Genomic DNA, 25,302 nt, shown 5'->3' on the forward strand with positions numbered 1-25,302 from the left:
GCCGTCGTCCCGAGGCCATAAAGTATATTCAAGCCATCAAGGAAGGTATTGATGGCAACCGCGAGAACAGCAAGGACGAAGGCGAGCGGTGGCACTGCGGTTGAGGATCGCCCGACCCAGTTGCTCGAGATCGCGTCCCGCCTCTTCGCCACACACGGCTATGCCGGCACCTCGCTGCGCGACATCGCTGAGCAAGCCAACATCACCAAGGCCGCGCTCTACTACCACTTTGCCAGCAAGGAAGCGCTCTACGAGCAGATTGTCGTCAACAACCTTCAGTCGCTGATTGACCGCGTCAGCGACGCGACAAAGCAGGCTGATGGCGCGACCGAGAAGGTGCGCGCCTTCATGCTCACCGCGGCGGATGTCTTCGCCGAAGCACCCGATGCCTGGATAGCCGGATCGAATGTCTTCTGGTCCAGCATGGGCCCCGAGATCCGCGCAGCGGCGGTCAGTCGCCGCGACAAGTTCGAGAAGCTACTGCGTTCCTGCATCGCCCAAGGGGTCGCGTCCGGCGAGTTTCGCGACGTGGACGCGGCGACGGCGGGGCGCTTGCTGCTGTCGACGCTCAATCAGATGACGCGATGGATCAAGCGGGACGGGCGGCTCACGCCGAGGCAGGTAATCGACCAGTATCTCGACATCATCCTGACCGGGATGAAGGCGCCTGCTGGCGGCGAGATCAGTGAAAGCAGGGGCCGACGGGCCGCCGCGAAGTCCTGATATTGAACCCTGCCCGCCCACGCGTCCCTGCGGCGCAATGAGTCGGCGAACATCGCGTCAAACTCCGTCTCGGCCCCTGAACAGGTCTGCCTGAGCGCGGCCGGCCCGATACGCCGGCGCCTTTCATTGCGCGCAGCAAACATGGGATCGACTCGGCCGGGGCAAGGCTCGACGACATGCCGAGAGGGCGCGCAGTGCCGGATTCGCAGCTACGCGACGCGGTCCTGGCTTCCCTTGCGTTCCACGGCCGCCAGCAATGCATAGAGCGGATCGTCGCCTTTCACGCCACCGACCGGCTGCCGCGGGCCGAAGCGTTCCGCCTCCGTCCCCTCGGGGGAGCCCAGGGGCCGCACCCAGTCGTAGACCACCGTGCGCTGGGCGATGCGCCATTCCTCCCCGCGCTTTTCGAAGCGATCGACGTAGCGCCCTGCCAGGAAGACCTCGCGCGCCGAGCCTTGCGCATCGCGGTCGCGCTGCAGCGCCATGAAGTAGGTCTCCACCGCCGCCTGCGTGCCGCGCAGGGTGATCGACAGGTTGGCGATGTTGTGCACCGAGCGTTCACCTTGCGTGCGCAGCTTTTCCAACGCCCAGTCGATGAAGCCCGTGGCGCTGCCCTCGTAGGGCCCGTGGCGGTCAGTCGCGTCCGGCCAGTAGGCACTGCGCAGGGCCGTCTCGTCCTGGCGGTCGATACCGCGGCAATAGCGAAACATGCATTCGCGAATCGCTTCGCGGTCGAGCAGTTCGCTGACGTTTCTGGCCATTTCGAGGACGTCCATAGGGTATTTCCCAATCATTTAGAGCTTTGCCAGCTTACTAACCGGCCGGTAGAATTTTGTACGAACAGAGAACGGAAGACAAGCATGGCATTACGCATGGACGGCAAGGTTGCCCTGGTGACGGGCGGCGCACAAGGCATCGGTCGCGCCATCTGCGATCGCTTCGCGGCCGAAGGCGCGATCGTCGCGGTGCTCGACATCAAGGCCGACAACGCCGAGCGCGCCGCGCAGGCGATCCGCGCCAACGGCGGGCAGGCCGTGGCCTGTGCCGGCAACGTGGCCGAACGTTCCACCTTCGAGTCCGCGGTCGACACGCTCGAACGCCAGTACGGCCGGCTCGATGTCCTGGTCAACAACGCCATCTGGGTACGCTACGGTCCCATCGACGCGATCACGCCCGAGGTGCTCGACCGCATGGTCGGCACCGGCTTCAAGTCGGTGGTCTGGGGCACGCAGGTCGCCGCGACCCTGATGGCAAAGGGCAGTGGCGGCTCGATCATCAATATCGCTTCGGCCGCCGGCTTCCTCGGCATGCCCAACGGACTGATCTATTGCGGCGTCAAGGCCGGCGTCCTGGGCCTGACGCGCGCCTCGGCGGTCGAGCTCGGGCCAAGGAAGATTCGCGTCAACGCCATCGCGCCCGGCACCATCATGACCGAGGGCGTGAGCATCAACGTCGACGAAGCCGGCATGGCAAAGCGCATCGCGCGCACGCCGGTCGGACGCCTGGGCCAGGTCGAGGACATCGCGAATGCCGCGGTGTTCCTGGCCGGCGACGAAAGCGGCTTCATGTCCGGCGAATCGATGCTGATCGACGGCGGCGTGACGCACGCATTCCTCTGATCATTCACCATCCATGCATTCGCTCCATCCTCTCTTCTTCCCGGCGTCGGTGGCGATCATCGGCGCGTCATCCGATCCGGAGCGCATCGGCGGGCGGCCGCTTCGCTTCCTGGTGGAGGCGGGCTTCGCCGGCGCGATGTATCCCATCAACCGAAGCGGCGCCGCCGAGATCCAGGGCCTGCCCGCATTCGCCAGCCTGGCCGACGTGCCCGGCACGGTGGACCATGCCATCGTCGCGGTGCCCGTGCCCGGCGTCGAGGCCGCGTTGCAGGACTGCGCCCGCAAGGGCGTGAAGGTGGTGCAGGTCTTCACCGCGGGCTTCGCCGAGGCCGACGCCGCGGGTGCCGAGCTGCAGGCCCGCCTGGTGCGCATTTGTCGCGAGGCCGGCATGCGCATGGTCGGCCCGAATGCGCTGGGGCTGCTCAATCCGGTGGCGAAGTTCTACGCGACCTTCTCGACCGCGCTCAATGGCCTGCGGCCCAAGCCGGGCGTGATCGGCATGGCAACGCAGAGCGGTGCCTTCGGCTCGGCCGCATACGGCATGGCGACCTTGCGTGGCATCGGGCTGAGCCGCGTGATCGCGACCGGCAATGAAGCTGACGTGGACGTGGCCGAATGCATCGACTATCTCGTCGACGACGCCGACACGCGGGTCATCTGCGCCGCGCTGGAAGCCTGCAAGGACGGTGCGCGACTGCGCGCCGCGCTGCGCAAGGCCGCCTCGGCCGGCAAGCCGGTGGTCATCATGAAGATCGGCCGCACCGAGGTCGGCGCTGCCGCTGCCGCGACGCACACCGGTTCACTGGCGGGCAATGACGCGATATACGACGCCGTATTCGCCGAGTGCGGCGCACATCGCGCAGCATCGATCGAGGAGATGCTCGACATCGCGCACCTGTGCGCTGTCACCAACCAGTTGCCGCAGAACGAGCGCATCGGCATCATGACCGGCTCGGGCGGCATCGGCATCCTGATGGCGGACGACGCATCCGACCTGGGCATGGCGCTTCCGCCGCTCACCACCGCATCGGCCGAAGCCCTGCGCGGGTTGCTGCCCTTCGCGGTGCCGGCCAATCCCTACGATACGACCGCGCAGGTGACCTCGGTGCAAGACGGCGTGGCGCGCGTGCTCGATGCGATGCTCTTGCCCGGCTCGCCCTTCGGCACCTTGTTCGCCTACCTGGCCCACGTCGGCCTGTCGCCGTCGCGCTTCGCGTCGACCGAGCGACGGATGATCGAATTGCGCGCGGCACACCCCGACCAGCCCCTGGTGCTGGTAATGCTCTCCGAGCAGGGCGTGACCGAGCGGCTCGAGGCCGCGGGTGTTGTCGTCTTCGCCGACCCGTCTCGCGCGGTCCGTGCGGTCGCCGGTGCGGCACGCATGGCGAGGCTGCGGCGCGAGATGCGCAGCGATGCAGCGCCCGGGAACGGCACGCAGCCCCTGCCGCCAGCCGCGACGGAGGCCGAGGCCAAGGCGCTGCTCGGCGCGGCCGGCATCCCTGTGCTGCCTGAACAGACCTGCACCAGTGCCGAGTCGGCCGTACGCGCTGCGGACGGCATGGGCTATCCGGTGGTCGCGAAAATTGTCTCCGCAGATATACCGCACAAGACCGAGGTCGGCGGCGTCCTGGTCAACCTGCCGGATGCCGGCGCGGTATCTGCGGCCTACGACACGCTGATGTCCCGTGCCGCCGAACGCGCGCCGCAGGCCCGCATCGACGGCGTGCTGATCGCGCCGATGGTGCGCGGTGGCGTGGAGACCATCATCGGCATCCACATGGATCCGGTGTTTGGCCCGATGGTCATGTTCGGCCTGGGCGGCACCGCGGTGGAGCTGTTCAAGGACGTGGCCTTCGCATCCGCGCCGCTCACGCCCGTACAGGCGATGTCGCTGGTCGACGCGGTGCGTTCGTCGGCCCTGCTCAAGGGCTGGCGCGGCGGGCCGGCCTACGACACGCAGGCCCTGGCCGTCGCGCTCAGCCGCCTGTCGGAATTCGCGGTGCGCCATGCCGGTCAACTGGCCGGCATCGACATCAACCCCTTCGTCGTCAATCCCCAGGGGGCGGTTTGTCTGGATGCCCTGATCTCCACGCGCCAAGCCCCCGTCAACCCCAGCCCGAGAGAACACGCATGATGGACCTCAAGACACTTCTCCTGAAGATCGAAGACGGCATCGCCGTCGTCACGCTGAACCGCCCGCCGGTCAATGCGCAGAACGCCGAGATGCGCGCCGAGATCACGGAGCTATTCGACACGCTCAGCGACATGGACGATGTCGCCGCCATCGTTCTGACCGGCACCGGCAAGCTGTTCTCGGCGGGCGCCGACATCCGCGAGCGGCCGAACCTGGCAGCCACGCCGGGCGCTTACGGCCGCCACAACCGGCTGGTGCGCGAGTCCTACTACGCGGTGGTGGAATGCTCCAAGCCCGTGATCGCCGCCATCAACGGTGCCGCGCTCGGCGCGGGCTTCGGGCTCGTGATGGGATCTGACATCTGGGTCGCCTCGGAGGACGCCTATGTCGCCATGCCCGAGATCAACGTGGGCCTGGCCGGCGGCGTCACCTTCCTGCAGAAGTTCTTCAGCCAGTCGCGCGCGCGCCGCATGTTCTACACGGGCATGCAGGTGTCGGGGCAGGAGTTGTACCGACTCGGGCTGGTCGAAGCCTGCGTGCCGGCCGCCGAGCTGATGCCCTATGCGATGGGCATCGCGCGCGAGATTGCTTCCAAGAGCCCGATCGCCGTACGCTTGGCCAAGGAAGCCGCGCGCATGACGCTGACGATGCCGCCGCGCGACGCCTACCGCTACGAACAGGGCAACACGGTGGCACTGTCGAAGACCGAAGACACCAAGGAAGCGCAGCGCGCCTTCTTCGAGAAGCGCAAGCCGGTCTTCACCGGGCGCTGAGCCGAGCGCGCGTCCACTTCCCACAGTCGCATCACCCGCATCGCCATGTCCCCGCGCCGGATTCCTTCATCGCCACCCGCTCGCTCAGTGGCGCCCGGTGTACCGGACACGCGCGAGAACCAGCTGCTGGCGATCGCACGCCGCCTGTTCGCGCGCGACGGCTATGAGCGCACCGCGATGCGGGACATCGCGGAAGCCGCGGAGGTCACCAAGGCCGCGCTGTACTACTACTTCCCGAACAAGGAAGCGCTGTACGAGCGTGTGGTGCTGGAGTCGATGCAGTCCCTGGTGGAGGATGTCTCCGCCGCCGTGGCGGCCGCGGATTCTCCGACGGCACGCATTCGTGCCTTCATGCAGTCCTCGGCCGACGTGTTCGACCTGGCGCGCGACCGTTGGATTGCCGGCTCCCGCGCCTTCCGCGAAGGCGGCAGGGGAGGACAACACCTGGCCGCGATCGCGCTGCGTGACCGCTATGAGAGCCTGTTGCGGCAGTGCATTGCCGAAGGCATCGCCAGCGGCGAAGTGCGCGCCATCGATCCCGCCATCGCGGGCCGCTTCCTGCTCTCCGGCCTAAACCAGATGACCAACTGGCACCGCCCCGATGGGCGCCTGGGCGTCACCGAGGTGATGAAGCAGTTCCTCGACATGGCCCTGCACGGCTTGCTGTCGTCGACGGAGCCGCCGCCGGCCTTGGGCGCGAAGTCGCGCGCGATCTCGCGTCGCCGCGCGGCCGTCCCGACGAGCCCTTGAATCATGAAGATCATGCCCATCATCTCCCGCGGCTTCGATACTGACCGGTCGACAGGTAAGGTGCGTTGCAGCACGGCGTCGACGTGGCGTGCCGCGACCGTGCTGGGTGCTGCCGGCTTGCTGGCCGCGTTGACCGCGCTGTCGCCTCGACCGGCCATGGCGCAAGCCGCGCCGAATGCCCAGAACGCGCCATTTCCCGGCGGGCCTACCACTCTGATCGTCCCCTATGCCGCGGGCGGCCTTACCGACAACCTGGCCCGCGCCTTGGGCCAGCGGCTGGCCGAGCGCTGGGGCCAGCCGGTGGTGGTGGACAACCGCGCAGGCGGCGGCACGGTCATCGGCACGGCGGCCGCGGCCCGCGCGCCGGCGGACGGCCGGACCCTGCTGGTGACCAGCTTCGGCTTCACCACCAACCCGTTCATGATGCCGAACCTGCCCTACAAGCAGAGCGCACTGGCGCCGCTCGCGATGATCGCGGTCGCGCCAGCGATCCTGTTCGTGCATCCCTCCGTGCCCGCCGACGACGTGCCGTCGCTGGTGAAGTACATGAGGACCTCGGGCAAGGCCTTCAGCTTCGCTTCGTCGGGCAACGGATCGAGCCCCCACATCGGTGCGGAACTCTTCGCATCGCAGATCGGCGTCAGCATTGTCCACGTGCCGTATCGCGGCAACGGGCCCGGCCTGAACGACCTGATCGGTGGCCAGGTGCAGGGCATGTTCGATTCGAAGGCCGCGTTGTCCTTCGTGAAGGCCGGCAAGCTCAAGGCGCTCGGCATCAGTTCGCTGAAGCCCTCGTTGCTGGCACCCGAGCTCAAGCCGATCGCGCAATCGGGCGTGCCCGAGCTGGCCAACTTCACGACCGGGAGCTGGTTCGGCGTGCTGGTGCCCGAGGGCACGCCGAAGCCGATCCAGAGCCGGCTCTACGCCGACATCCGCGCCGTGCTCGACACACCGGGCATGCGCGAGGCCATCGACCGCGCGGGCGTCGAGCCGCTGCTCCTGACCCAGGCCGAATTCGCCGCCTACCTGAAGTCGGAGGCCGACCGCTGGGGTCCGGTGATCCGCGACAAGAACATCAAGTCGGATTGACGCCATGCAAGCACACGCACCCCTGGCCCCCGCCGACCTGAAGGTCGACGGACGCCTCAACGGCCGGCGCATCATCGTCACCGGCGGGGCGTCCGGCATCGGCCGCTCGGTGGCAGAAGTGTTCCTGCGCGCCGGTGCCCGCGTCGCGGCGCTGGACCGGCACCGGCCGGCCGACCTGCCCGGCGAGGCGCTGTGCCTCGAGGCGGATGTGACCGATCCCGACGCCGTGGAACGCGCGGTGGCCGAGGCCGTGAACGCCTTCGGCGGCATCGACGGCCTCGTCAACGCCGCCGGCATCGCCAACACCGACTGGGCCGACCAGGTGAGCCTGGCGGACTGGAAGCGGGTGCTGGAGGTCAATCTCACCGGCAGCTTCATCGTCTGCCGCGCCTGCCTGCCCCACCTTCGAGCGGCCGGCAGCGGCACCATCGTCAACTTTGCGTCGGGCCAGGGCCTGGCGCCATTCAAGCAGCGCAGTGCCTACGCGGCCTCGAAGGCCGGAGTGATCTCGCTCACACGCTCGCTCGCGATGGAATGGGCGCCGCAGGTTCGCGTCAACACCGTGTGCCCCGGTGCGGTCGATACGCCGATGGTGCGCGGCGGCTACAGCCCCGAGGTGCTGCGCGAACAGGTCGGACCGCGCTACGCGCTCGGCCGCATCGGCGAGCCCCACGAGATCGCCCTGGCTGCGCTCTACCTGAGCAGCGCCGAATCCTCCTTCGTCACCGGCATCGTGCTGGCGGTGGACGGCGGGCGCAGCTACCACTGAACCGGATCGGACAAAGGACACCCATGAACGGCCTGATGCAACAGCACCCCCTGCTGCTCTCCGGACTCATCGACCATGCCGCCACCTACCACGGCGACCGCGAGATCGTCAGCCACATGGTGGACGGCAGCACCCACCGCAGCGATTGGCGACAGGTGCAGCAACGCGCCAAGCGCCTGGCCAGTGCCCTGACGCGCCTGGGCGTCGGCGCGGGCGACCGGGTCGCCACGTTGGCCTGGAACACGCACCGCCACCTGGAGTTGTACTTCGGCGTGTCGGGCATGCAGGCCATCCTGCACACGGTCAACCCGCGGCTCTTTCCGGAGCAGATCGCCTACATCGTCAATCATGCCGAGGACGGCTATGTCTTCTTCGACACCAGCTTCGCCGCGACCTTGGCCGGGCTGGCGCCGCAGATGGGTCGCGTGAAGGGTTTCGTCGCGCTCTGCGAGCGTTCGCAGATGCCGGACGTCGCGCTGCCCAATCTGCTGTGCTACGAGGAACTGCTGGCCGACGCCTCGCCCGATTTCAATTGGCCGGTGTTTGACGAGAACACCGCCTCGTCGCTGTGCTACACCTCGGGCACCACCGGGAACCCGAAGGGCGTGCTGTACAGCCACCGTTCGACGGTGCTGCATTCCTTCACTGCGTGCACGGCCGACGGCCTGGCCATATCCGCGCGCGACAGCGTGCTCCTGGTGGTGCCGCTGTTTCACGTCAACGCCTGGGGCGTGCCCTATGCGGGCGCAATGTGCGGCGCGAAGCTGGTGCTGCCCGGTCCGCACCTGTCGGGCGAGAACGTCTATCGGCTCCTGCGCGAGGAGCGCTGCAATTTCTCGCTGGGGGTGCCCACGGTCTGGCTGGGCCTGTTCGACTACATCGAGCGCCACCGCGCCTCGCTCGACCTGTCGGAGATCCCGCTCAAGCGGCTGATCGTCGGCGGTTCGGCGGCGCCGCGCGCCATGATCCAGAAGTTCGAGGAGCTGTTCGGCGCCTACGTGATCCATGCCTGGGGCATGTCGGAGACCAGTCCGCTCGCGACCATCGGTACGCTGCTCGACAAGCACCGCGATCTGCCGCTGCCGCAGCGCTACGAGGTGCAGGCCAAACAGGGTCGTGCGATCTATGGTGTGGAGATCGAGATCTTCGGCGAGGACGGTCTGCCGCTGCCGCACGACGGCAAGGCCTTCGGCGACCTGAAGACGCGCGGGCCGTGGGTGGCTTCGGGCTACTACCGCGCCGATGGCGACGCGACCGACGCCGCGGGCTGGTTCCCGACCGGTGACGTGGCCACCCTCGACGCCGACGGCTTCGTGCAGATAACCGACCGTTCGAAGGACGTCATCAAGTCGGGCGGCGAATGGATTTCTTCCATCGACCTCGAGAACGCTGCCATGGGCCATCCCGACGTGCAAGAGGCCGCCGTGATCGGCGTGGCCCACGAGCGCTGGCAGGAGCGGCCGCTGCTGCTGATCGTGCCCAAGCCCGGCACGCACCCCACGCGCGAGGACATCCTGGCCTTCATGGTGGGCAAGGTAGCCAAGTGGTGGATGCCCGACGACGTGGTCTTCGTCGATGCGCTCCCCCATACCGCGACCGGCAAGCTGCAGAAGCTCAAGCTGCGCGAGCAGTTCCGGTCACACCAGCTCCCCACAGTCGAGGCCTCGAACGCCCCCGCCGAGTGAGACGCCCGACTCCTCCGCACCGCCCCAGGACTTCCAACCCATGATGACTCATCTCGACGAAACCCAGACGATGCTGCGCGACAGCGTGCAGGCATTTCATGAGCGACACCCCGGCCCCGCGCGCACGCGCCGCCTTCGCAATGAGGCCATCCCTTTCGACCGGAGCGTCTGGCGCGACATGGCCGAGGCGGGCTGGAGTGGCGTGATGGTGCCCGAATCTCTCGGTGGGCACGGTCTCGGCGCGGCTGAGGCGATGCTGATCGCGTGCGAACTCGGACGGGGTCTCGCACCGGAGCCCTACGTAGCCAGCGGCTTGATGGTGGTGCAGGCCCTCGTACCGATCGCCGCGGACTCGGCGCCCGCCCGTGCATTGCTGGAGCAGGTGCTGGCCGGCCAGACGCTGGTCGCGCTGGCTTGGCAGGAAGCGGCCGGCAAGCTGGCCATCGACGACATCCGCATGCGCGCCGTGCGCAAGGGCGAAGGCTGGCAACTGGAAGGGGCGACCAAGCGCTTCGTGCCCTTGGCCGACGCCGCCGACGGCTTCCTGGTCTATGCGCTGGAAGATGGCAACCCGGTCCTGTTCTGGATCACGCAGTCCGCAGCGATCCGCACGACCCGCACCATCGATGGACTGGACTTCGGCGAGGTGGACTTCGAAGGCCTCACGCTGCCGGCCGACGCCAGGCTCGCGAGCGGCCCGGCCGTACGCGACGCGGTCGCACAGGCCGTCGAACTGGCTCGCATGGCGAGCGCCTTCGAACTCGTGGGCGTGGCCGAACGCGCGCTGGAGGCCACCGTGGCCTACACCTCTCAGCGCGTCCAGTTCGGCAAGCCGATTGCGTCGTTCCAGGCGCTGCAGCACCGCATGGTGGACATGTGGATGCATTGCCAGCTGGCGCGCGCCTCGGCCGAAAACGCGCTACTTGACTGGACGCGCCCGGCTGGCGGCGCCACGTGTACCCAATCACTTCGCGCAGCGCGCGCACGCGCCGGCGCCACGGCGCTGCTGGTCGGCAAGACCTCCATCCACCTGCACGGCGGCATGGGCATCGCCGATGAGACAGACATCGGCCTGTGCTTGAAGCGCGCGCTGGCGTTGTCCGCCTGGCTCGGCAATCCGCTCTGGCAGCGCGGCGAGTTCCTGGACGAACTGATGAAGACCGGCCGCGTGCGCCAGTCCGACGACTCGCCCCTCGTGGTGGCCGACGACGTGGACGTGGCCGAGCTGCCCGACGAGGAGTTCCGCCGCGTGCTGGCGACCTGGATCGCTGCCAACTACCCGCCCGAGAAGCGCTTCATGAAAAAGCGCGCCTACTACGCCGACATTTCCGACTGGTACCAGGCGCTGTCGAGAAAGGGCTGGCTCGCACCCTCCTGGCCCAAGACGGCCGGCGGCATGGGCCTGTCGGCGACCAAGCAGGTGATCTACGCCGAGGAGATCGCGCGCTACGGCTGCGCGCGCATTCCCGACCACGGTCTGGCCATCGGCAAATTGCTGCTCATGCACGGTACGCCCGAGCAGATCGACTATCACCTGCCGCGCGTGCTGAGTGGCGAGATCATGTGGTGCCAGGGCTATTCCGAACCCAACGCGGGCTCCGACCTGGCCAGCCTGCGCACGCGCGCCGAGCGCGACGGCGACTTTCTCGTGGTCAATGGCCAGAAGACCTGGACCACGCTGGGCCCGGGCGCGGACTGGATGTTCGCCCTGGTGCGCACGAGCAAGGTCGACGGCGCCAAGCAGCGTGGCATCACCTTCCTGCTGATCGACCTCAAGACGCCGGGCGTGAAGGTGCGCCCCATCGTCAACCTCAAGGGGGAGGGCGAATTCAGCGAAGTCTTCTTCGATAACGTGCGCGTGCCCGTCTCCAACGTCGTCGGCCGTATCGACGACGGCTGGAGCGTGGCCAACTCCTTCCTTCGCGAGGAGCGCATCTTTTTCGGCACGCCGCGCCAGTGCGAATACGCACTGGCCCAGCTCGATCGGCTGGCCGAGGCCACGAACGCGCTCGCGCGCGGCGATTTCCGCGACCGCTACGCCCAGCTCGTACTCGATGTGCGCGATCTGAAATCCGCGTTCGAGCTTTTCATGGGACGGCTGCGTGGCGGCGAAGAGCTGGGGCCCGAGGTGTCCTACCTCAAGGTCTGGGGCACCGAGACCTACCAGCGCATCACCGACGAACTGGTGCAGCTCGCGGGCGACCACGGCGGCCAGATCGACGACGTGGTCATCGGCGGCATCGCGGTCGACGTGATGAACCAATACCTCGACTCGCGCATGCCCGCCATCTTCGGCGGGTCGAATGAGATCCAGCGCAATATCCTCGCCAAGCAGATCCTCGCGCTGCCTTCGGGCCGTGCCTGATACCCCCGCCAATCCTTTCACGAACGACAGCACAGGAGACACAGCATGAAGTCCTTTCGACACTCCCTCGCGGCCCTGCGTGCCGCGCTCGCCACGGCCGGACTGGCCGCGCTCGCCGGCCTGGCCCAGGCCCAGATCTCGGACGACATGGTGCGCATCGGCCTCATGGGCGACCTGAGCGGACCGTACTCCGGCAACGGCGGGCCCGGCTCGGTGCTCGCCGCCAAAATGGCCATCGAGGACTTCGGCGGCAAAGTCAACGGCAAGCCGGTCGAGTTGCTGACACTGGACGACCAGAACAAGCCCGACGTCGGCCTGAACGGCGCGCGCAAATGGCTGGAGACGGACAAGGTGGACGCGATCGTCGGCGGCTCGGCCTCGTCGATCGCGCTGGGCGTGCAGACCCTGATGAAGGAGAAGCAGAAACCTTACCTGATCGCGGGCACCGTCACGTCCGACCTCACCGGCAAGGCCTGCTCGCCGATGGCCTTCCAGTTCCTGGTCGACACCTATTCGCTGCCCAAGGCCGGCGTGAAGACACTGATCGACAAGGGCATCAAGTCCTTCTTCTTCGTGACCGTGGACTACGCCTTCGGCGCGGCGCTGCAGACCGAGGCCACGCGCTTCATCGAGCAGGCGGGCGGCAAGGTGGTGGGTTCGGTCAAGCATCCGCTGGGCACCACCGACTTCTCGTCCTACCTGCTGCAGGCGCAATCGAGCGGCGCCAAGGCGATCGTGATCCTGAACGCAGGGCTGGACCTGTCCAACTCGCTCAAGCAGGCGGCCGAGTTCCGCATCACCAAGAGCGGCCAGAGCGTGAGCGTGTTCGGCATGACGATCAACAGCGTCGCCGCGATGGGCCTGGAGACTGCGCAGGGCCTGAGCATCACCGTGCCCTTCTACTGGGACCGCGACGAAGCCTCGCGTGCCTGGAGCAAGCGCTTCATGGAGCGTAACAACGGCGTGGTGCCGACCTACATCATGGCGGGTGTCTACAGCGCCGTGACGCACTACCTCAAGAGCGTGCAGGCGGCTGGCACCGACGCGGGCCCGGCGGTGGTGGCGAAGATGAAGGCCACGCCGGTGAACGACTTCATGTCCAAGGACGTGAAGATCCGCGAGGACGGCCAGGTGATGCGCCCGGTCTATCCGGTGGAAGTGAAGACGCCCGCGCAGTCCAAGGGCAAGTACGATTTCTACACGGTCGGCACCGCCATCCCGGGCGAGCAGATCTTCCGTCCGCTGTCCGAAGGCGGCTGCGACTTCGTCAAGAAGTAAGCACGACCGGGGCAGGGTGCCACATGAGCGTACGACACGAGATCATCGGCGACACGCGCGACAGGCTTGGCGAATGCCCGCTGTGGGACGTGCGCGACCAGTCGCTGTACTGGGTCGATTCCAAGGCAAGGCTGGTGCGACGCATGTCGCAGGGCCGGTACAGCGAATGGAGCACGCCGAGCGACGTGGGCTCGATCGCGCTGACGCGCAGCGGTCGGCTCGTGCTGGCGCTGGAGGACGGCTTCCACCTCATGGATCTGTCCACGGGCGCGGTCCGGCGGCTGGCCGAGGTGCGGCACAAGGGCCCGGCCATGCGGATGAACGACGGCCGCACCGACCGGCAGGGCCGCTTCGTCGCCGGCTCGATGGTGATGGGCCGGCACGACACCGATGGCGGCTACTACAGGCTGGAGGCCGACGGCAGCGCGACGCCGCTCTTCGACGGCATCGCGCTGGCCAACGCCACCTGCTTCAGCCCCGACGGCCGACGGCTCTATCACGCGGACAGCCTGAGCGGCAACGTCAGTGTGGTCGACTACGACCCGGTGACCGGCGCTGTCGGGCCGCGCCGCACGCTCTTCAGCACGCGACCGCACGGCTCGGCGCCCGACGGCGCCACGGTGGATGCCGAAGGGTGCCTTTGGATCGCGCTGGTCCAGTGTGGCAAGCTCGCCCGCTTCCTGCCCGACGGCACGCTGCTCACGCTGCTCGACGTGCCGACGCCGTTCCCGACCTGCCCCTGCTTCGGCGGTCCCGACCTGGATGTGCTGTACCTGACCAGCATCCGCAACACCGGCAACCTCCTGCGCAGCGACCATCCGGATGCGGGTGCGCTGTTCGCCTTCCACGGACTGGGCGTGCGCGGCCTGCCCGAGGTTTTCTTCGATGACGGAGGCCTCCAATGACAGTAGAAGCGCGCGCCCCTGATTTCATCCTTCGCACCGAAGGGCTCAGCAAGGAGTTCCTTGGCTTCCATGCCGTGAAAAACGTTTCGCTGAATATCCGCCGCCACAGCATCCATGCGCTGATCGGTCCCAACGGCGCCGGCAAGACCACCTGCTTCAACCTGCTGACCATGTTCATCCCCGCCAGCGCCGGGCGCATCTACTACAACGAGCACGACATCACGAAGAGCGACCCGGCCAGCGTCGCGATCGGCGGCATGGTGCGCTCATTCCAGATCTCCGCGGTGTTCAGCCAAATGAGTGTGCTGGACAACGTGCGTGTGGCGCTGCAGCGCAAGGCGGGCGGGACTTTCGCCTTCTGGCGCAGCGCGCGGGTGCTGGAGCGCTTCACCACGCGCGCGCGCGAGCTGCTGGCCGCGGTCAACCTCGAGCCCTATGCGAACCATGCCGCCGCCGACCTGTCGTACGGCCGCAAGCGCGCGCTGGAGTTGGCGACCACGCTGGCGCTGGAGCCCGAGCTCATCCTGCTCGACGAGCCGATCGCCGGCCTGGGCCACGAGGACATCGGCCCGGTGACGCGCCTGATCGCGCAGGTCGCCAGGGACCGGACCGTGCTGATGGTGGAACACAACATGAAGGTGGTGGCCGAGTTGTGTGACCGCATTACCGTGCTGCAGGCCGGCGAGGTGCTGGCCGAAGGCAGCTACGACGAGGTCTCGAACGACGCGCGGGTGCGCGAAGCCTACGTGGGAGGCGCCCATGCCTGAACAGAACGTGCCCTGCCTGGAGGTGCGCGGCCTCACCGGCTACTACGGCGAGACGCAGGCGCTGCACGGCATCGACTTCGTCGTGCAACCGGGCGAGGCGGTGTGCCTGCTCGGCCGCAACGGTGCCGGCAAGACCACCACGCTGCGTGCGGTGGTAGGCCTTCTCGCCAAGCGCCGGGGCCACATCGCGATCGACGGCCGCTCCACCCAGGGCATGGCGCCCGAGGACATCGCGCGCCTGGGCGTCGCCTATTGTCCCGAGGAGCGCGGCATCTTCGCGAGCCTGGACGTGGAAGAGAACCTGCTGCTGCCCCCGGTGCTGATGCCCGGCGGCATGACGATCGATGAAATCTACACGCTCTTCCCCAACCTCAAGTTGCGTCGCAAGAGCCCCGGCACGCGGCTCTCGGGCGGCGAGCAGCAGATGCTGGCGATCGCCCGCATCCTGCGCACCGGCGCCAAGCTGCTGCTGCTGGACGAGCCCACCGAAGGCCTGGCACCGGTGATCATCGAGAAGATCGGCGAGGCCATCGGCATCCTGCGCCAGCGCGGCTTCACGATCTTGATGGTGGAGCAGAACTTCCGCTTCGCCTCGGGTGTCGGCGACCGGTTCTACGTGGTCGAGGAGGGCAGGGTCGTCGAGCATTTCGACCGGCAGACGCTGGTCACGGACCACGCGCGAATCGAGGCGCTGCTCGGCGTCTGACGCGAACCGACCAAAGAACCAAAGAGAGACACCCTATGCCAGACACCTTGTTTGGATTCCCACTGGCCGCTGTCGCCGGCCAGGTGCTGGTGGGCATGATCAACGGCTCGCTCTACTCGTTGATGAGCCTGGGCCTGGCGATCATCTTCGGGCTGTTGCGCGTGGTGAATTTCGCGCACGGCGCGCAGTACATGCTCGGCGCCTTCGTGGCGTGGGGCCTGCTGGAGTACCTGGGCCTGAACTACTGGTGGGCCCTTGTCCTGGCGCCGCTGGTCGTCGGCCTGAGCGGTGTCGCGCTGGAGCGCACGCTGCTGCGCCGGCTCTATCACATCGACCACGTCTACGCGCTGCTGCTGACCTTCGGCTTCGCGCTGATTCTCGAAGGCGCGTTCCGCTACAAGTTTGGCGCCACCGGCCAGCCCTATCCGAACCCGATCGCGGGCGGGCTGGATACGTCGATGGCCTTCTTCCCGTGGTATCGGCTGTGGGTGATCGCAGCTTCCATGAGCATGTGCATCCTGACCTGGTTCGTCATCGAGCGGACCAAGCTCGGCTCCTACCTGCGTGCCGCCACCGAGAACCCGAACCTGGTGCGGACATTCGGCGTGCGCGTGCCGCGCATGCTGATGCTCACCTACGGCCTGGGCGTGGCGCTGGCGGGATTCAGCGGCGTGATGGCCGCGCCCATCTACCAGGTCAATCCGCTCATGGGCTCGCAGTTGATCATCGTTGTCTTCGCGGTCGTCGTGATCGGCGGCATGGGCTCGATCATGGGCGCGATCGTGGCCGGCTTCGGCTTGGGCGTGATCGAAGGCATCACCAAGCTGGTGTATCCGGACGGTGCCGGCATGGTCGTTTTCGTGGTGATGCTGATCGTGCTTGCCGTGCGTCCGCAGGGCCTGTTCGGCAGTCTGCGCTGAATCGGTCGAAGGAGACAACGTGACCGCAACCCCCTCTTTCTTCGAGCGTCACCGGATGGCCTTGCTGATCGCCGGCGCGCTGGTGCTGCTGCTGGCGCCGGCCGTGGCCTATCCGATCTTCCTGATGAAGCTGATGTGTTTCGCGCTGCTGGCGGCCTCGCTGAACCTGATGATCGGCTACGTCGGGCTGCTGTCCTTCGGCCATGCGATGTTCTTCGGCGCGGCCGGCTATGCGACGGCGCATGCCGTCAAGGTGTGGGGCTTCGAGCCCGCGCTGGGTGTGCTCTTCGGTGCCGCGGTGGCGGCGGCGATTGGCGCCACGACCGGCGTGCTGGCGATCCGTCGCGCGGGCATCGCCTTCTCGATGATCACGTTGGCCTGCGCGCAACTCGTCTACTTCATCGCATTGCGCGTACCTTTCACGGGCGGCGAGGACGGCATCCAGAACGTACCGCGCGGAAAACTGCTCGGCCTGGTGAGCCTGCAGGACAACCTCACGCTCTACTACGTGGTCATGGTCACGGTGGTGGCCGCCTTCTGGCTCATCTGGCGCGTGGTGCATTCGCCCTTCGGCCAGGTGCTGACTGCAATCCGCGACAACGAGCCGCGCGCCATTTCGCTGGGCTACCGGGTCAATCGCTACAAGCTGCTGGCCTTCACGCTCTCCGCCGCGTTGGCCGGATTGGCCGGCGGCATGAAGAGCATCGTGTTCCAGATCGCCACGCTCACCGACGTGAGCTGGGTCACCTCGGGCGAAGCCTTGCTGATGGGCATCGTCGGAGGCCTGCAGACCATGCTTGGCCCGGTGGTGGGCGCGATGGTGGTCGTGACGATGGCCAACCAGCTGTCCGCCTTCGCCGAGGCGGTGCTGATCGTCCAGGGCGCCGTCTTCGTGGTGGTGGTCATGCTCTTCCGCCGCGGCATCGTCGGCGAAATCAACGCCTTCCTGGCCCGACGCGCCAGACTTGTTCAACCTCCAGAAGCGTCGGCGGTGCCTCCTCCGAAACCACGGGCCGGCCAGGACGTTTCCGCGACGGGCCCCAAGGGGATGCCATGACCCTGCGCGCCCCGCGGCATTCATTGGAGCTGCCACTGCCTGAGCGTTCCGTCGGCCCTTTGTTGCAAGGCCGGCTCGCTTTCGTGACCGGCGCCGCCGCCGGCATCGGCCGCGCCATCGCGTTGCGCTATGCACGCGCCGGTGCCCGCGTGGTGCTGGCCGACCTGCGGGCCGAGGATTGCGAGGCCGCCGTGCGCGAGATCATCGAATCGGGCGGCAGCGCCTGGGCCTTCGCGCTGGACATCACCGACGTGCCGGCCTGCGTTGCCCTGGCCGAACGGATCGGCCGCGAGATCGGCGCGGTGGACGTGCTGGTCAACAACGCCGGCATCCTGCTGCGCGAAGGCATCGACACACCCGACGCGCATCGCAAGATCCGCCGCGTATTCGATGTCAACGTGCTGGGCGGCTTCAACGTCCTGCATGCCTTCCTTCCGGCGCTGCGCCAGACGCGGGGCTGCGTCATCAACATCGCCTCGGGCGCCGCGTTCATCGCGCAGGCCGGCTGCATCGGCTACTCGGGCTCCAAGGGCGCGGTCAAGATGCTGACGCAATCGATGGCAGTCGACCTCGCGGCGGATGGCATCCGCGTGAACGCGATCGCACCCGGCGTGATCGAGACGGCAATGACCGATGCCACCCGCGCAGATCCGCAGCGGCTGCACGGCTTCCTGCGCCGCACGCCGCTGGGCCGCGTGGGCCAGCCCGACGAGATCGCCGAGCCGGCGCTGTTCCTGGCCTCTTCGATGGCCAGCTACATCACCGGCGTGACCTTGCCTGTGGATGGCGGCGTGCTGGCCGCATGACGCGAGGACCGATGGACATGACAGCGGTATCTCACGGCATGCGGATCATCCTGACCGGCGCGGCGCGCGGCATCGGGCGGGCGATGGCCGAGCGGCTGGCGCGCGATTCGCTGCAGCGCCATGGCTTGCCGGCACGCATGGTGCTGGCCGATCTTCATCGCGATGAAGTCGAATCGCTGGCCGCGCAGTTGCGCCGGGACGGTGCCGAGGTGCATGCGATCGGCGCCGACATGGCTGACCCGGCGACACCGGCACAGCTGGTTGCGGCCGCGGCGGAATTCGGTGGCCTCGACGCCGTCATCAGCAATGCAGGCGCCGCGATTCCGGCTTCTCTGCTCGAGGCGCGGCTGGAGGACTGGGACAAGGTCTTCGCGTTGCATGTGCGCGCCGCCTGGTTGCTGGGCCGAGCGGCCCATCCCCTGCTCAAGGCCGCGCGGGGCAGCATGGTGGTCACGACGTCGATCTCGGGCAGCCAGCCGACCGCGCCGCTGGCCGCCTACAGCCCGAGCAAGGCCGCGGCGCTCATGCTGGTGCGGCAGATGGCGCTCGAATGGGGACCCGACGGCATCCGCGTGAACGCGCTGTCGCCCGGCATCACCGAAACGCCGGGCACCGCGGCGGTCTACGCGGATGCCCAGTCCCGCGCGCAGCGCGAGGCGTGCGTGCCGCTGCGTCGCATTGCCCGGGCCGAGGACATGGCGAACGCGCTGTCCTTCCTCGTCGGCCCCGACGCCGGCTATGTCAGCGGCACCGACCTGCTGGTCGACGGCGCGCTCTCCAGCGTGCTGATGGGCAGCTTGACCATGTCCGGCTGGAAATCCGGCTGACCCGGCCTCTGCCGGTATGAACCGCCTTGGCGCGGGAACCCTTTTGTTGACCAGAACCTCCATGGAGATGCGCATGAACGTCGAGACATCCAAGAACTCCAACACCGCCCCGGCACCGGCCCGGCCCGGCGCCCGACGCGTAGACGTGCTCGTGGTCGGCGGTGGCTTCGGCGGCATGTATGCCGTCTACCGATTCCGCGAGATGGGCCTCAGGCTTCAGGCTTTCGAGGCCGGCGGCGACGTAGGCGGCGTCTGGTATTGGAACCGCTACCCAGGCGCGCGGGTCGACCTGCCCAGCATCGACTACAGCTACTCCTTCTCGCCCGAGATCGAGCAGGAATGGACTTGGTCCGAGCAGTTCGCGGCCCAGCCCGAACTTCTGCGCTACATCGACTTCGTCGCGAAGAAGCTGAGCCTTCGGCCGCACTTCCAGTTCAACACCCGCGTCAATCGGGCCCATTGGGACGAGGCGCGCTCGCTGTGGGTGCTCGAGACCGATCGCGGCGAGACCTGGGAGGCGCCGTATTGCGTGATGGCGACCGGCCCGCTGTCGATCCCGAAGGAGCCGGACATCCCCGGCGTCCAGCGCTTCAAGGGCCGTCTGCTGCATGCCGCCAAGTGGCCCCACGAACCCGTCAGCTACAAGGGCCAGCGCGTGGGCGTCATTGGGACCGGCTCGACCGGCATCCAGATCGTGCAGGAGGTCGGGCCGAAGGCCGGCGAGCTTTTCGTGTTTCAGCGTACGCCGAGTTTCACCATGCCGATGCGCAACGTCGACCTCGACGCCGAGTACATGGCCGAGGTCAAGCGCAACTACGCGGGTATCCGCGAAGCCGCGCGCAACAGCGCGGTGGGCGGCACGCGGCCGCAATCGACCCGGGCCTTCTTCAGCGTGACCCGGGCACAGCGCCAGGCCTTGCTCGAGGACGCCTGGAAGCAGGGCGGCCTGGCGATGCTGGGCACCTTCTCGGACCTGATGATCAACGAGGAGGCCAACGAGCAGGTGGCCGAATTCGTACGCAACAGGATTCCCGAGATCGTGAAGGACCCGGTGACCGCCGAGAAACTCAAGCCGAAGGGCTACCCGATCTTCGCGCGGCGGCCCTGCCTGGATTCGAGCTATTACGAGACCTACAACCTGCCGAGCGTGCACCTGGTGGATTGCCTCACCGACCCGATTGTCGAGATCACCGAGAAAGGCGTGCGCACCGAATCTGGCGAGATCGAACTCGACATGTTGATCCTGGCCACCGGCTATGACGGACTCACGGGCGCCCTGATGGCCTTTGATGTGATCGGGCGCGACGGCCGCAAGGTCAACGACAAGTGGAAGGACGGCGCGCGTTCGTACCTGGGCCTGATGATGGAAGGCTTCCCGAACCTCTTCATGACCACCGGTCCCAACGGCCCAGCGGCACTCGCCAACATCATCCGCATCAGCGAGCACGACGTGGACTGGATCGCCGGGGCCATCACCCACATGCACAGGAACGGCCTCACAACCATCGAGCCGACCTCCAGGGCCGAGGAGGACTGGATGGGTGTCGTGCGCAACCTGGCCAAGCGTTCGCTGATCAACAAGGCCAAGACGTGGTGGGTGGGCGCCAACGTGAAGGACAAGCCGCAGGGGCTCACGCTCTTCACAGGAGGCTTTCATGCCTATCGCCAGTACTCGGCGGCGGCCGTGCAGGACGGGTATGCCAGCTTCAGCTTCGGACCGCCGAAGGCGCAGCCGCAAGGCGAGCCGCGGTTCGCGGCTGCTGATCCGGTAACGGGAGTCTAGGAACCGATTCCGAAAATGGGTTGCGTGCCCGTACATCCCGACAGCCTCGTTGCTGTGGAGGCCTGCGGTCGCTGGTACAAAAACGGGCCTGCATCAGTCTGATCTCTGGAGAGCCCTGAACCACGTTCTCTGGCTGGGTGCTGCCCGTATGAAATTGCCCCACATCGAGGTGGGTGCGACGCCGGCTACCGGGGCGCACAGCCGCGCAACTTCATAAAGTACGTCTCGCCGGCCGCGTGGTCACATGAGCGACGGCTTCTTTCCATCTGAAGCGTTCCAATCTCCACGCGCGACAGCCTTTGACGTTGCCTCAAGAAAGGACACATATGTTTGCCGACCCCTCCCCCAAGACCCAGGACCTGCTGCAGCGCATGCGGCAGTTCTTCGAGCAGCACATCTACCCCAACGAGGCGCGCTATCACGAGGAGATGGACACGTTCCGCCGCGCCGGCAACGCCTGGCAAGTCTCGCCGTTGATCGAGGAGCTGAAGCCGCTGGCACGCGCGGCCGGCCTGTGGAACATGTTCCTGCCGCATGAGCATCGCGGCGTGCCCGGCATCTCCAACCTCGACTACGCGCCGCTGTGCGAGCTGATGGGTCGGGTGTCATGGTCCGGCGAGGTGTTCAACTGCTCGGCGCCCGACACCGGCAACATGGAGACCATCGAGCGCTACGGCACCGAGGCGCAGAAGGACGAATGGCTCGAGCCCTTGCTGGCCGGCCAGATCCGTTCCGGCTTCCTCATGACCGAGCCGGCCGTCGCGTCGTCGGACGCCACCAACATCCAGTGCACCATCACGCGCGATGGCGACGAGTACGTCATCAACGGCCGCAAGTGGTTCTCCTCGGGCGCCGGCAGCCCGCGCTGCAAGATCTTCATCGTGATGGGCAAGACCGACACCGAGGCGCCGCGCCATGCGCAGCAGTCGATGGTGCTGGTGCCGCGCGACACGCCCGGCGTGAGCGTGCTGCGCCACCTGTCGGTGTTCGGCTATGACGATGCGCCCCATGGCCACATGGAAGTCCTGCTCGAGAACGTGCGCGTTCCGGTGGGCAACATCCTGCTGGGCGAAGGCCGTGGCTTCGAGATCGCGCAAGGCCGCCTTGGCCCGGGGCGCATCCATCATTGCATGCGCTCCATCGGCGCTGCGGAACGTGCGCTCGAACTGATGTGCGACCGCCTGCGTTCGCGCATCGCCTTCGGCAAGCCGCTGGCCGAGCAGTCGGTCTGGCACGAACGCATTGCCGAGTCGCGCTGCATGATCGACCAGGCGCGCCTGCTGACGCTCAACGCGGCCTACAAGATGGACACGGTGGGCAACAAGGAAGCGCGTGCCGAGATCGCGATGATCAAGGTGGTGGCGCCCAACATGTCGTGCAAGGTGGTCGACTGGGCGATCCAGGCGCACGGGGCGGCCGGTGTCAGCCAGGACTTCTGGCTGGCGGAGGCCTATGCGCACCAGCGCACCGTGCGCATCGTCGATGGTCCGGACGAAGTGCACCGCAATGCCATTGCCAAGCTTGAATTGGCCAAGCGGCCTCGAGCGGAACAAGGAAAATGAAGTCAGCCCGAGTCGCGACGATGAACGAGGCGCCTGTGTACTCTTCGTCCCGTAGCAATTAATCTGACCCTTTTGTCGGTGCGATACCCTTAGACCGTTGCATGACCGGCTTGTTGGAGGCTTTCGACGACATCTGCATAGAACGCCGCGCTTGCCGACCTGAAGCAGTCTTCCTACGCCGAGTACGGCTCGTCGCGGTCGCTGTCGCCGGTAGCCTGCAGGAGCAACCAGCGAAAGCGGCGGTCCGAGTCGGGGTCTTCAATGACAGTCCAGGCAAGAGGTGCCAACACCATGGGTCGCCTCAGTGCGTGAGAGGGACAAGTGTGGGAATCGCCAGCAGGTGAGGAGGTGGCGCCAAGCCCGCGCCCGTCACCGAGCCCCCTTGCACGCGCTGCTCACTCCCTGAGGTCTGCGGGCACCTTGCCGCCGTTCGCTGCGACCTTGTTCATCACCTGGCGATGCAGCCAGACGTTCATGGCAGCCGAATCGTTGGTATCGCCGGTGTAGTGGAGTTCCTGCGCCAGTTCCTTGCGGGCGGTGAGCGAACTGTCCAAGCCCAGCAGCTTCATCAGGTCGACGATCGACGTCCTCCAGTTGAGCTTCTCGGGCGACTTCTGCGCCATGTCGTTGAGCAACCTTTCGACGTCGACTTCGGCCATCGGCGTCGGTGCTGCCGCCGACCCCGTAGCGGCGGGAGCTGTGCCCGACCCCGTTCCCCTGGCGGTTTCGGTGGTGGCGGCGGCTACGGCGGTGGTGGCGGCGGCGGTTACGGTGGTGGTCGCAGTGGCGGTGGCGGCAATCGCAGCGGCGGTGGCCGCGGCGGTTACTGAGCGCTTCCGCGCGACCTGACCTTCGCCGAGATCGTCGATGAGGCGGGCCCCCGGCTGCGGCCGCACCAGCCGCGCCGGTAGTCGGCGACACCCGTGCTGGCGGCTCCTCAGGTGGGGCGGTGGCGGCGTGCGGCGTTGATCGCTGCGTGGGTGGGATCGAACCATGCGCCCGCGCGCCGGCGGCCAGGCATGCACGCCAAGCCTATGGCTCGTCGGTGAGGCGCAACACCACGCGACCCTCGATCTCGCCGCGCCGCATGCGATCAAGGATTCCATTGATGTTCTCGATGCGGTCCTCCGTCACAACGGTATGAACTTTGCCCTCTCCCGCGAAGGCCAGCGCTTCCTGCAAGTCCTTCCGCGTGCCGACAATCGACCCGCGAACTGTCTTGGCATTGAGCACCACATCGAAGATCGGAAGTCCGAAATCACCGGGCGGAAGGCCCACCATCGCCATCGTGCCGCGCTTGTGCAGCATGCCTATGGCCTGCGAGAAGGCCGGGCGCGAAGCTGCCGTGACCAGGACACCGTGGGCCCCGCGCAATTCGCGCTGCAGCGTCGCAGCCGGATCCGCCTGGGAAGCGTTGACGACCAGCTCGGCACCTACCTCGGTCGCCAACTTCAGCTTTGCGTCGTCGACATCGATGGCCGCGACATGGAAGCCCATGGCTCTCGCGTACTGAACAGCGAGATGCCCGAGTCCACCGACGCCAGAGATGGCGACCCAGTCGCCCGGCTTGCAATCGAGCACCTTCAGGCCCTTGTAGACCGTGACGCCGGCGCAGAGCACAGGAGCGATCGCGGAGAAGCCGACGTTCGATGGCAGGGTCCCGATATAGCCGGGATCGGCCAGAACATAGTCCGCGTACCCTCCGTCGACCGAATAGCCGGTCATCTGCTGCTGATCGCAGAGGGTCTCCCATCCGGTGATGCAGTGTTCGCAATGACCGCACGCGGTGTGCAGCCAGGGCACACCCACCCGGTCTCCTTCCTTGACGTGTTTCACGCCGGCGCCGACGGCGGCGATATGACCGACGCCCTCGTGGCCCGGTATGAAGGGCAGCGACGGCTTGACAGGCCAGTCACCGTCGGCGGCATGCAGGTCAGTGTGGCATACGCCCGAAGCGGCGATTTTCACCAGCACCTGCCCGGGAACGACCTCGGGCACCGGCACCTCCTCGATCGTCAACGGCTTGCCGAATTCGCGGACCACGGCAGCCTTCATCGTCTTTGTCATCCCAGGCTCCTTTTCGTCGGTTGTGTGGTGACAAGCATGCCGTCGCAAGGACCTGCACTCTCGTGGGTCCGAATCCGACCGGATGACGATCCCGCGCCGTGCTCTCTTCGCAACGATGGCCTTCTTCAGTGTCGGCGCCGGAAAAGATCAAAGATCGAGCTTGTTGATCTTGGTGCCGTCAAGGCTCAGGTTGGCCATCAGGCCGGCATTGCTCAGGGCATAACCTACGACGGGTTGCTGCGCGGTCTGGGTGTCGACGGCTGCGGAGGCGCCGAGCTTGAGCATGGTGACCGAGGCATCGGCGCCGGCGGTCCAGCCGTTGCTCGCGCGAAACTTGTCCAGCGACTCCTGGGTCATGAAGAGCACGTAGACAGCCTTGGAGTCGGCGCCGGCAAGCAAGCCGACCGATGCCGCGGTGGTGCTGTAATAGCCCACGGTCTTGCCGCCGACGCGCAGCGCCCCCTGCCCGTAGGAGCCGCCCACGCCAAGCCCGGCGGAGACCACTGCGGGGAACACCAGCACTCCCTTGGCCTTGCTCGTCATCTCACGCGAGCCCGGCGCCTGAGAGTAGAGCTTGGACAGTGAACTGTCGACGCCAGCGTCAATGCTGGCGCGCTTGGCTGCCGCATCGCCGCCCTTGGTGGAGGTGGTGGTACATGCCGCGGCGAGCACGCCCAGAAGCCCTGCTGACAAGAAAGATCGCTTGTCCATGTCTGC

23 protein-coding genes are annotated in these 25,302 nt (G+C 67.1%); 19 read left to right on the plus strand and 4 right to left on the minus strand.

The features are described 5' to 3' along the window. Positions 1-51: 51 nt before the first annotated feature. The gene (locus tag WKW80_RS11585; RefSeq protein WP_340363707.1) at positions 52-723 is read left to right on the plus strand and encodes a TetR/AcrR family transcriptional regulator; all 672 of its coding nucleotides are present in this window, start codon (positions 52-54) and stop codon (positions 721-723) included. 209 nt (positions 724-932) lie between these two features. On the opposite strand, the gene WKW80_RS11590 is transcribed toward WKW80_RS11585, so the two are convergent. Beyond that, the gene (locus tag WKW80_RS11590) at positions 933-1,499 is read right to left on the minus strand and encodes a nuclear transport factor 2 family protein (protein WP_340363708.1); all 567 of its coding nucleotides are present in this window, start codon (positions 1,497-1,499) and stop codon (positions 933-935) included. An 84-nt stretch (positions 1,500-1,583) separates the two neighbouring features. Here WKW80_RS11590 and WKW80_RS11595 point away from each other — a divergent pair, with 84 nt between their 5' ends. The 18 genes from WKW80_RS11595 (at position 1,584) to WKW80_RS11680 (ending at position 22,518) form a co-directional block, all read left to right on the plus strand. Further along, on the plus strand, positions 1,584-2,342 hold the full coding sequence (locus WKW80_RS11595; protein WP_340363709.1) for an SDR family NAD(P)-dependent oxidoreductase: 759 nt from the start codon (positions 1,584-1,586) through the stop codon (positions 2,340-2,342). A 13-nt stretch (positions 2,343-2,355) separates the two neighbouring features. Next, a complete protein-coding gene (locus WKW80_RS11600; protein ID WP_340363710.1) occupies positions 2,356-4,476 on the plus strand; it encodes an acetate--CoA ligase family protein in 2,121 nt (706 codons plus the stop codon). Beyond that, positions 4,476-5,249, plus strand: a complete 774-nt coding sequence (locus WKW80_RS11605; protein ID WP_340363830.1) for an enoyl-CoA hydratase/isomerase family protein — start codon at positions 4,476-4,478, stop codon at positions 5,247-5,249. Before WKW80_RS11600 ends, WKW80_RS11605 begins: the two co-directional genes overlap by 1 nt. An 87-nt stretch (positions 5,250-5,336) precedes the next feature. Then, positions 5,337-5,999, plus strand: coding sequence for a TetR/AcrR family transcriptional regulator (locus tag WKW80_RS11610; protein ID WP_340363711.1), 663 nt, complete (start codon positions 5,337-5,339; stop codon positions 5,997-5,999). 3 nt (positions 6,000-6,002) lie between these two features. Next, positions 6,003-7,088, plus strand: coding sequence for a tripartite tricarboxylate transporter substrate binding protein (locus WKW80_RS11615; protein WP_340363712.1), 1,086 nt, complete (start codon positions 6,003-6,005; stop codon positions 7,086-7,088). Positions 7,089-7,092: 4 nt separating this feature from the next. After that, positions 7,093-7,857 carry an SDR family NAD(P)-dependent oxidoreductase gene (locus WKW80_RS11620; RefSeq protein ID WP_340363713.1) on the plus strand — a complete coding sequence of 255 codons (765 nt, stop codon included), beginning with the start codon at positions 7,093-7,095 and terminating at the stop codon, positions 7,855-7,857. Positions 7,858-7,880: 23 nt separating this feature from the next. Further along, positions 7,881-9,542: a 3-(methylthio)propionyl-CoA ligase gene (locus tag WKW80_RS11625; protein ID WP_340363714.1), complete on the plus strand. Its 1,662-nt coding sequence runs from the start codon at positions 7,881-7,883 to the stop codon at positions 9,540-9,542. Between the two features lie 40 nt (positions 9,543-9,582). After that, positions 9,583-11,907 (plus strand): acyl-CoA dehydrogenase family protein, encoded by a 2,325-nt coding sequence (locus tag WKW80_RS11630; protein ID WP_340363715.1) that lies wholly within the window; start codon positions 9,583-9,585, stop codon positions 11,905-11,907. A 45-nt stretch (positions 11,908-11,952) separates the two neighbouring features. Next, the gene (locus tag WKW80_RS11635; protein ID WP_340363716.1) at positions 11,953-13,185 is read left to right on the plus strand and encodes an ABC transporter substrate-binding protein; all 1,233 of its coding nucleotides are present in this window, start codon (positions 11,953-11,955) and stop codon (positions 13,183-13,185) included. A gap of 23 nt (positions 13,186-13,208) precedes the next feature. Beyond that, entirely contained in the window at positions 13,209-14,090 is an 882-nt protein-coding gene (locus WKW80_RS11640) for an SMP-30/gluconolactonase/LRE family protein (RefSeq protein WP_340363717.1), read from the plus strand. After that, positions 14,087-14,857 (plus strand): ABC transporter ATP-binding protein, encoded by a 771-nt coding sequence (locus WKW80_RS11645; RefSeq protein WP_340363718.1) that lies wholly within the window; start codon positions 14,087-14,089, stop codon positions 14,855-14,857. Before WKW80_RS11640 ends, WKW80_RS11645 begins: the two co-directional genes overlap by 4 nt. Continuing rightward, positions 14,850-15,563, plus strand: a complete 714-nt coding sequence (locus WKW80_RS11650; protein WP_340363719.1) for an ABC transporter ATP-binding protein — start codon at positions 14,850-14,852, stop codon at positions 15,561-15,563. The genes WKW80_RS11645 and WKW80_RS11650 overlap by 8 nt, the downstream gene beginning before the upstream one ends. Before the next feature lie 35 nt (positions 15,564-15,598). After that, complete coding sequence (locus WKW80_RS11655) at positions 15,599-16,483, plus strand: branched-chain amino acid ABC transporter permease (protein ID WP_340363720.1); 885 nt, start codon at positions 15,599-15,601, stop codon at positions 16,481-16,483. Positions 16,484-16,538: 55 nt separating this feature from the next. Beyond that, entirely contained in the window at positions 16,539-17,540 is a 1,002-nt protein-coding gene (locus tag WKW80_RS11660) for a branched-chain amino acid ABC transporter permease (RefSeq protein WP_340363831.1), read from the plus strand. Beyond that, a complete protein-coding gene (locus WKW80_RS11665; protein WP_340363721.1) occupies positions 17,537-18,346 on the plus strand; it encodes an SDR family NAD(P)-dependent oxidoreductase in 810 nt (269 codons plus the stop codon). Before WKW80_RS11660 ends, WKW80_RS11665 begins: the two co-directional genes overlap by 4 nt. Before the next feature lie 17 nt (positions 18,347-18,363). Further along, on the plus strand, positions 18,364-19,173 hold the full coding sequence (locus tag WKW80_RS11670; protein ID WP_340363722.1) for an SDR family NAD(P)-dependent oxidoreductase: 810 nt from the start codon (positions 18,364-18,366) through the stop codon (positions 19,171-19,173). A 73-nt stretch (positions 19,174-19,246) separates the two neighbouring features. Continuing rightward, entirely contained in the window at positions 19,247-20,956 is a 1,710-nt protein-coding gene (locus WKW80_RS11675; protein WP_340363723.1) for a flavin-containing monooxygenase, read from the plus strand. Between the two features lie 326 nt (positions 20,957-21,282). Beyond that, positions 21,283-22,518 (plus strand): acyl-CoA dehydrogenase family protein, encoded by a 1,236-nt coding sequence (locus tag WKW80_RS11680; protein WP_340363724.1) that lies wholly within the window; start codon positions 21,283-21,285, stop codon positions 22,516-22,518. 395 nt (positions 22,519-22,913) lie between these two features. On the opposite strand, the gene WKW80_RS11685 is transcribed toward WKW80_RS11680, so the two are convergent. The 3 genes from WKW80_RS11685 to WKW80_RS11695 form a co-directional block, all read right to left on the minus strand. Beyond that, positions 22,914-23,318 carry a DUF3597 domain-containing protein gene (locus tag WKW80_RS11685; protein ID WP_340363832.1) on the minus strand — a complete coding sequence of 135 codons (405 nt, stop codon included), beginning with the start codon at positions 23,316-23,318 and terminating at the stop codon, positions 22,914-22,916. Positions 23,319-23,550: 232 nt separating this feature from the next. After that, positions 23,551-24,585, minus strand: a complete 1,035-nt coding sequence (gene adhP, locus WKW80_RS11690; RefSeq protein ID WP_340363725.1) for an alcohol dehydrogenase AdhP — start codon at positions 24,583-24,585, stop codon at positions 23,551-23,553. 147 nt (positions 24,586-24,732) lie between these two features. After that, positions 24,733-25,296 (minus strand): BPSL1445 family SYLF domain-containing lipoprotein, encoded by a 564-nt coding sequence (locus WKW80_RS11695; protein WP_340363726.1) that lies wholly within the window; start codon positions 25,294-25,296, stop codon positions 24,733-24,735. Between the last annotated feature and the right edge of the window lie 6 nt (positions 25,297-25,302).

It is taken from the genome of Variovorax humicola (assembly GCF_037889915.1).
Classification (GTDB): Bacteria; Pseudomonadota; Gammaproteobacteria; order Burkholderiales; family Burkholderiaceae_C; genus Variovorax; species Variovorax humicola.

Bases quoted from the DNA above. Each gene is read 5' to 3' on its own strand.
- WKW80_RS11630 (WP_340363715.1), top strand. From the start codon at position 9,583: ATGATGACTCATCTCGACGAAACCCAGACGATGCTGCGCGACAGCGTG.
- WKW80_RS11650 (WP_340363719.1), top strand. From the start codon at position 14,850: ATGCCTGAACAGAACGTGCCCTGCCTGGAGGTGCGCGGCCTCACCGGC.
- WKW80_RS11670 (WP_340363722.1), top strand. From the start codon at position 18,364: ATGACAGCGGTATCTCACGGCATGCGGATCATCCTGACCGGCGCGGCG.
- WKW80_RS11695 (WP_340363726.1), bottom strand. From the start codon at position 25,296: ATGGACAAGCGATCTTTCTTGTCAGCAGGGCTTCTGGGCGTGCTCGCC.
- WKW80_RS11675 (WP_340363723.1), top strand. From the start codon at position 19,247: ATGAACGTCGAGACATCCAAGAACTCCAACACCGCCCCGGCACCGGCC.
- WKW80_RS11665 (WP_340363721.1), top strand. From the start codon at position 17,537: ATGACCCTGCGCGCCCCGCGGCATTCATTGGAGCTGCCACTGCCTGAG.
- WKW80_RS11680 (WP_340363724.1), top strand. From the start codon at position 21,283: ATGTTTGCCGACCCCTCCCCCAAGACCCAGGACCTGCTGCAGCGCATG.
- WKW80_RS11585 (WP_340363707.1), top strand. From the start codon at position 52: ATGGCAACCGCGAGAACAGCAAGGACGAAGGCGAGCGGTGGCACTGCG.
- WKW80_RS11645 (WP_340363718.1), top strand. From the start codon at position 14,087: ATGACAGTAGAAGCGCGCGCCCCTGATTTCATCCTTCGCACCGAAGGG.
- WKW80_RS11590 (WP_340363708.1), bottom strand. From the start codon at position 1,499: ATGGACGTCCTCGAAATGGCCAGAAACGTCAGCGAACTGCTCGACCGC.
- WKW80_RS11655 (WP_340363720.1), top strand. From the start codon at position 15,599: ATGCCAGACACCTTGTTTGGATTCCCACTGGCCGCTGTCGCCGGCCAG.
- WKW80_RS11660 (WP_340363831.1), top strand. From the start codon at position 16,539: ATGGCCTTGCTGATCGCCGGCGCGCTGGTGCTGCTGCTGGCGCCGGCC.
- WKW80_RS11635 (WP_340363716.1), top strand. From the start codon at position 11,953: ATGAAGTCCTTTCGACACTCCCTCGCGGCCCTGCGTGCCGCGCTCGCC.
- WKW80_RS11615 (WP_340363712.1), top strand. From the start codon at position 6,003: ATGAAGATCATGCCCATCATCTCCCGCGGCTTCGATACTGACCGGTCG.
- WKW80_RS11595 (WP_340363709.1), top strand. From the start codon at position 1,584: ATGGCATTACGCATGGACGGCAAGGTTGCCCTGGTGACGGGCGGCGCA.
- WKW80_RS11620 (WP_340363713.1), top strand. From the start codon at position 7,093: ATGCAAGCACACGCACCCCTGGCCCCCGCCGACCTGAAGGTCGACGGA.
- WKW80_RS11605 (WP_340363830.1), top strand. From the start codon at position 4,476: ATGGACCTCAAGACACTTCTCCTGAAGATCGAAGACGGCATCGCCGTC.
- WKW80_RS11625 (WP_340363714.1), top strand. From the start codon at position 7,881: ATGAACGGCCTGATGCAACAGCACCCCCTGCTGCTCTCCGGACTCATC.
- WKW80_RS11600 (WP_340363710.1), top strand. From the start codon at position 2,356: ATGCATTCGCTCCATCCTCTCTTCTTCCCGGCGTCGGTGGCGATCATC.
- WKW80_RS11640 (WP_340363717.1), top strand. From the start codon at position 13,209: ATGAGCGTACGACACGAGATCATCGGCGACACGCGCGACAGGCTTGGC.
- adhP (WP_340363725.1), bottom strand. From the start codon at position 24,585: ATGACAAAGACGATGAAGGCTGCCGTGGTCCGCGAATTCGGCAAGCCG.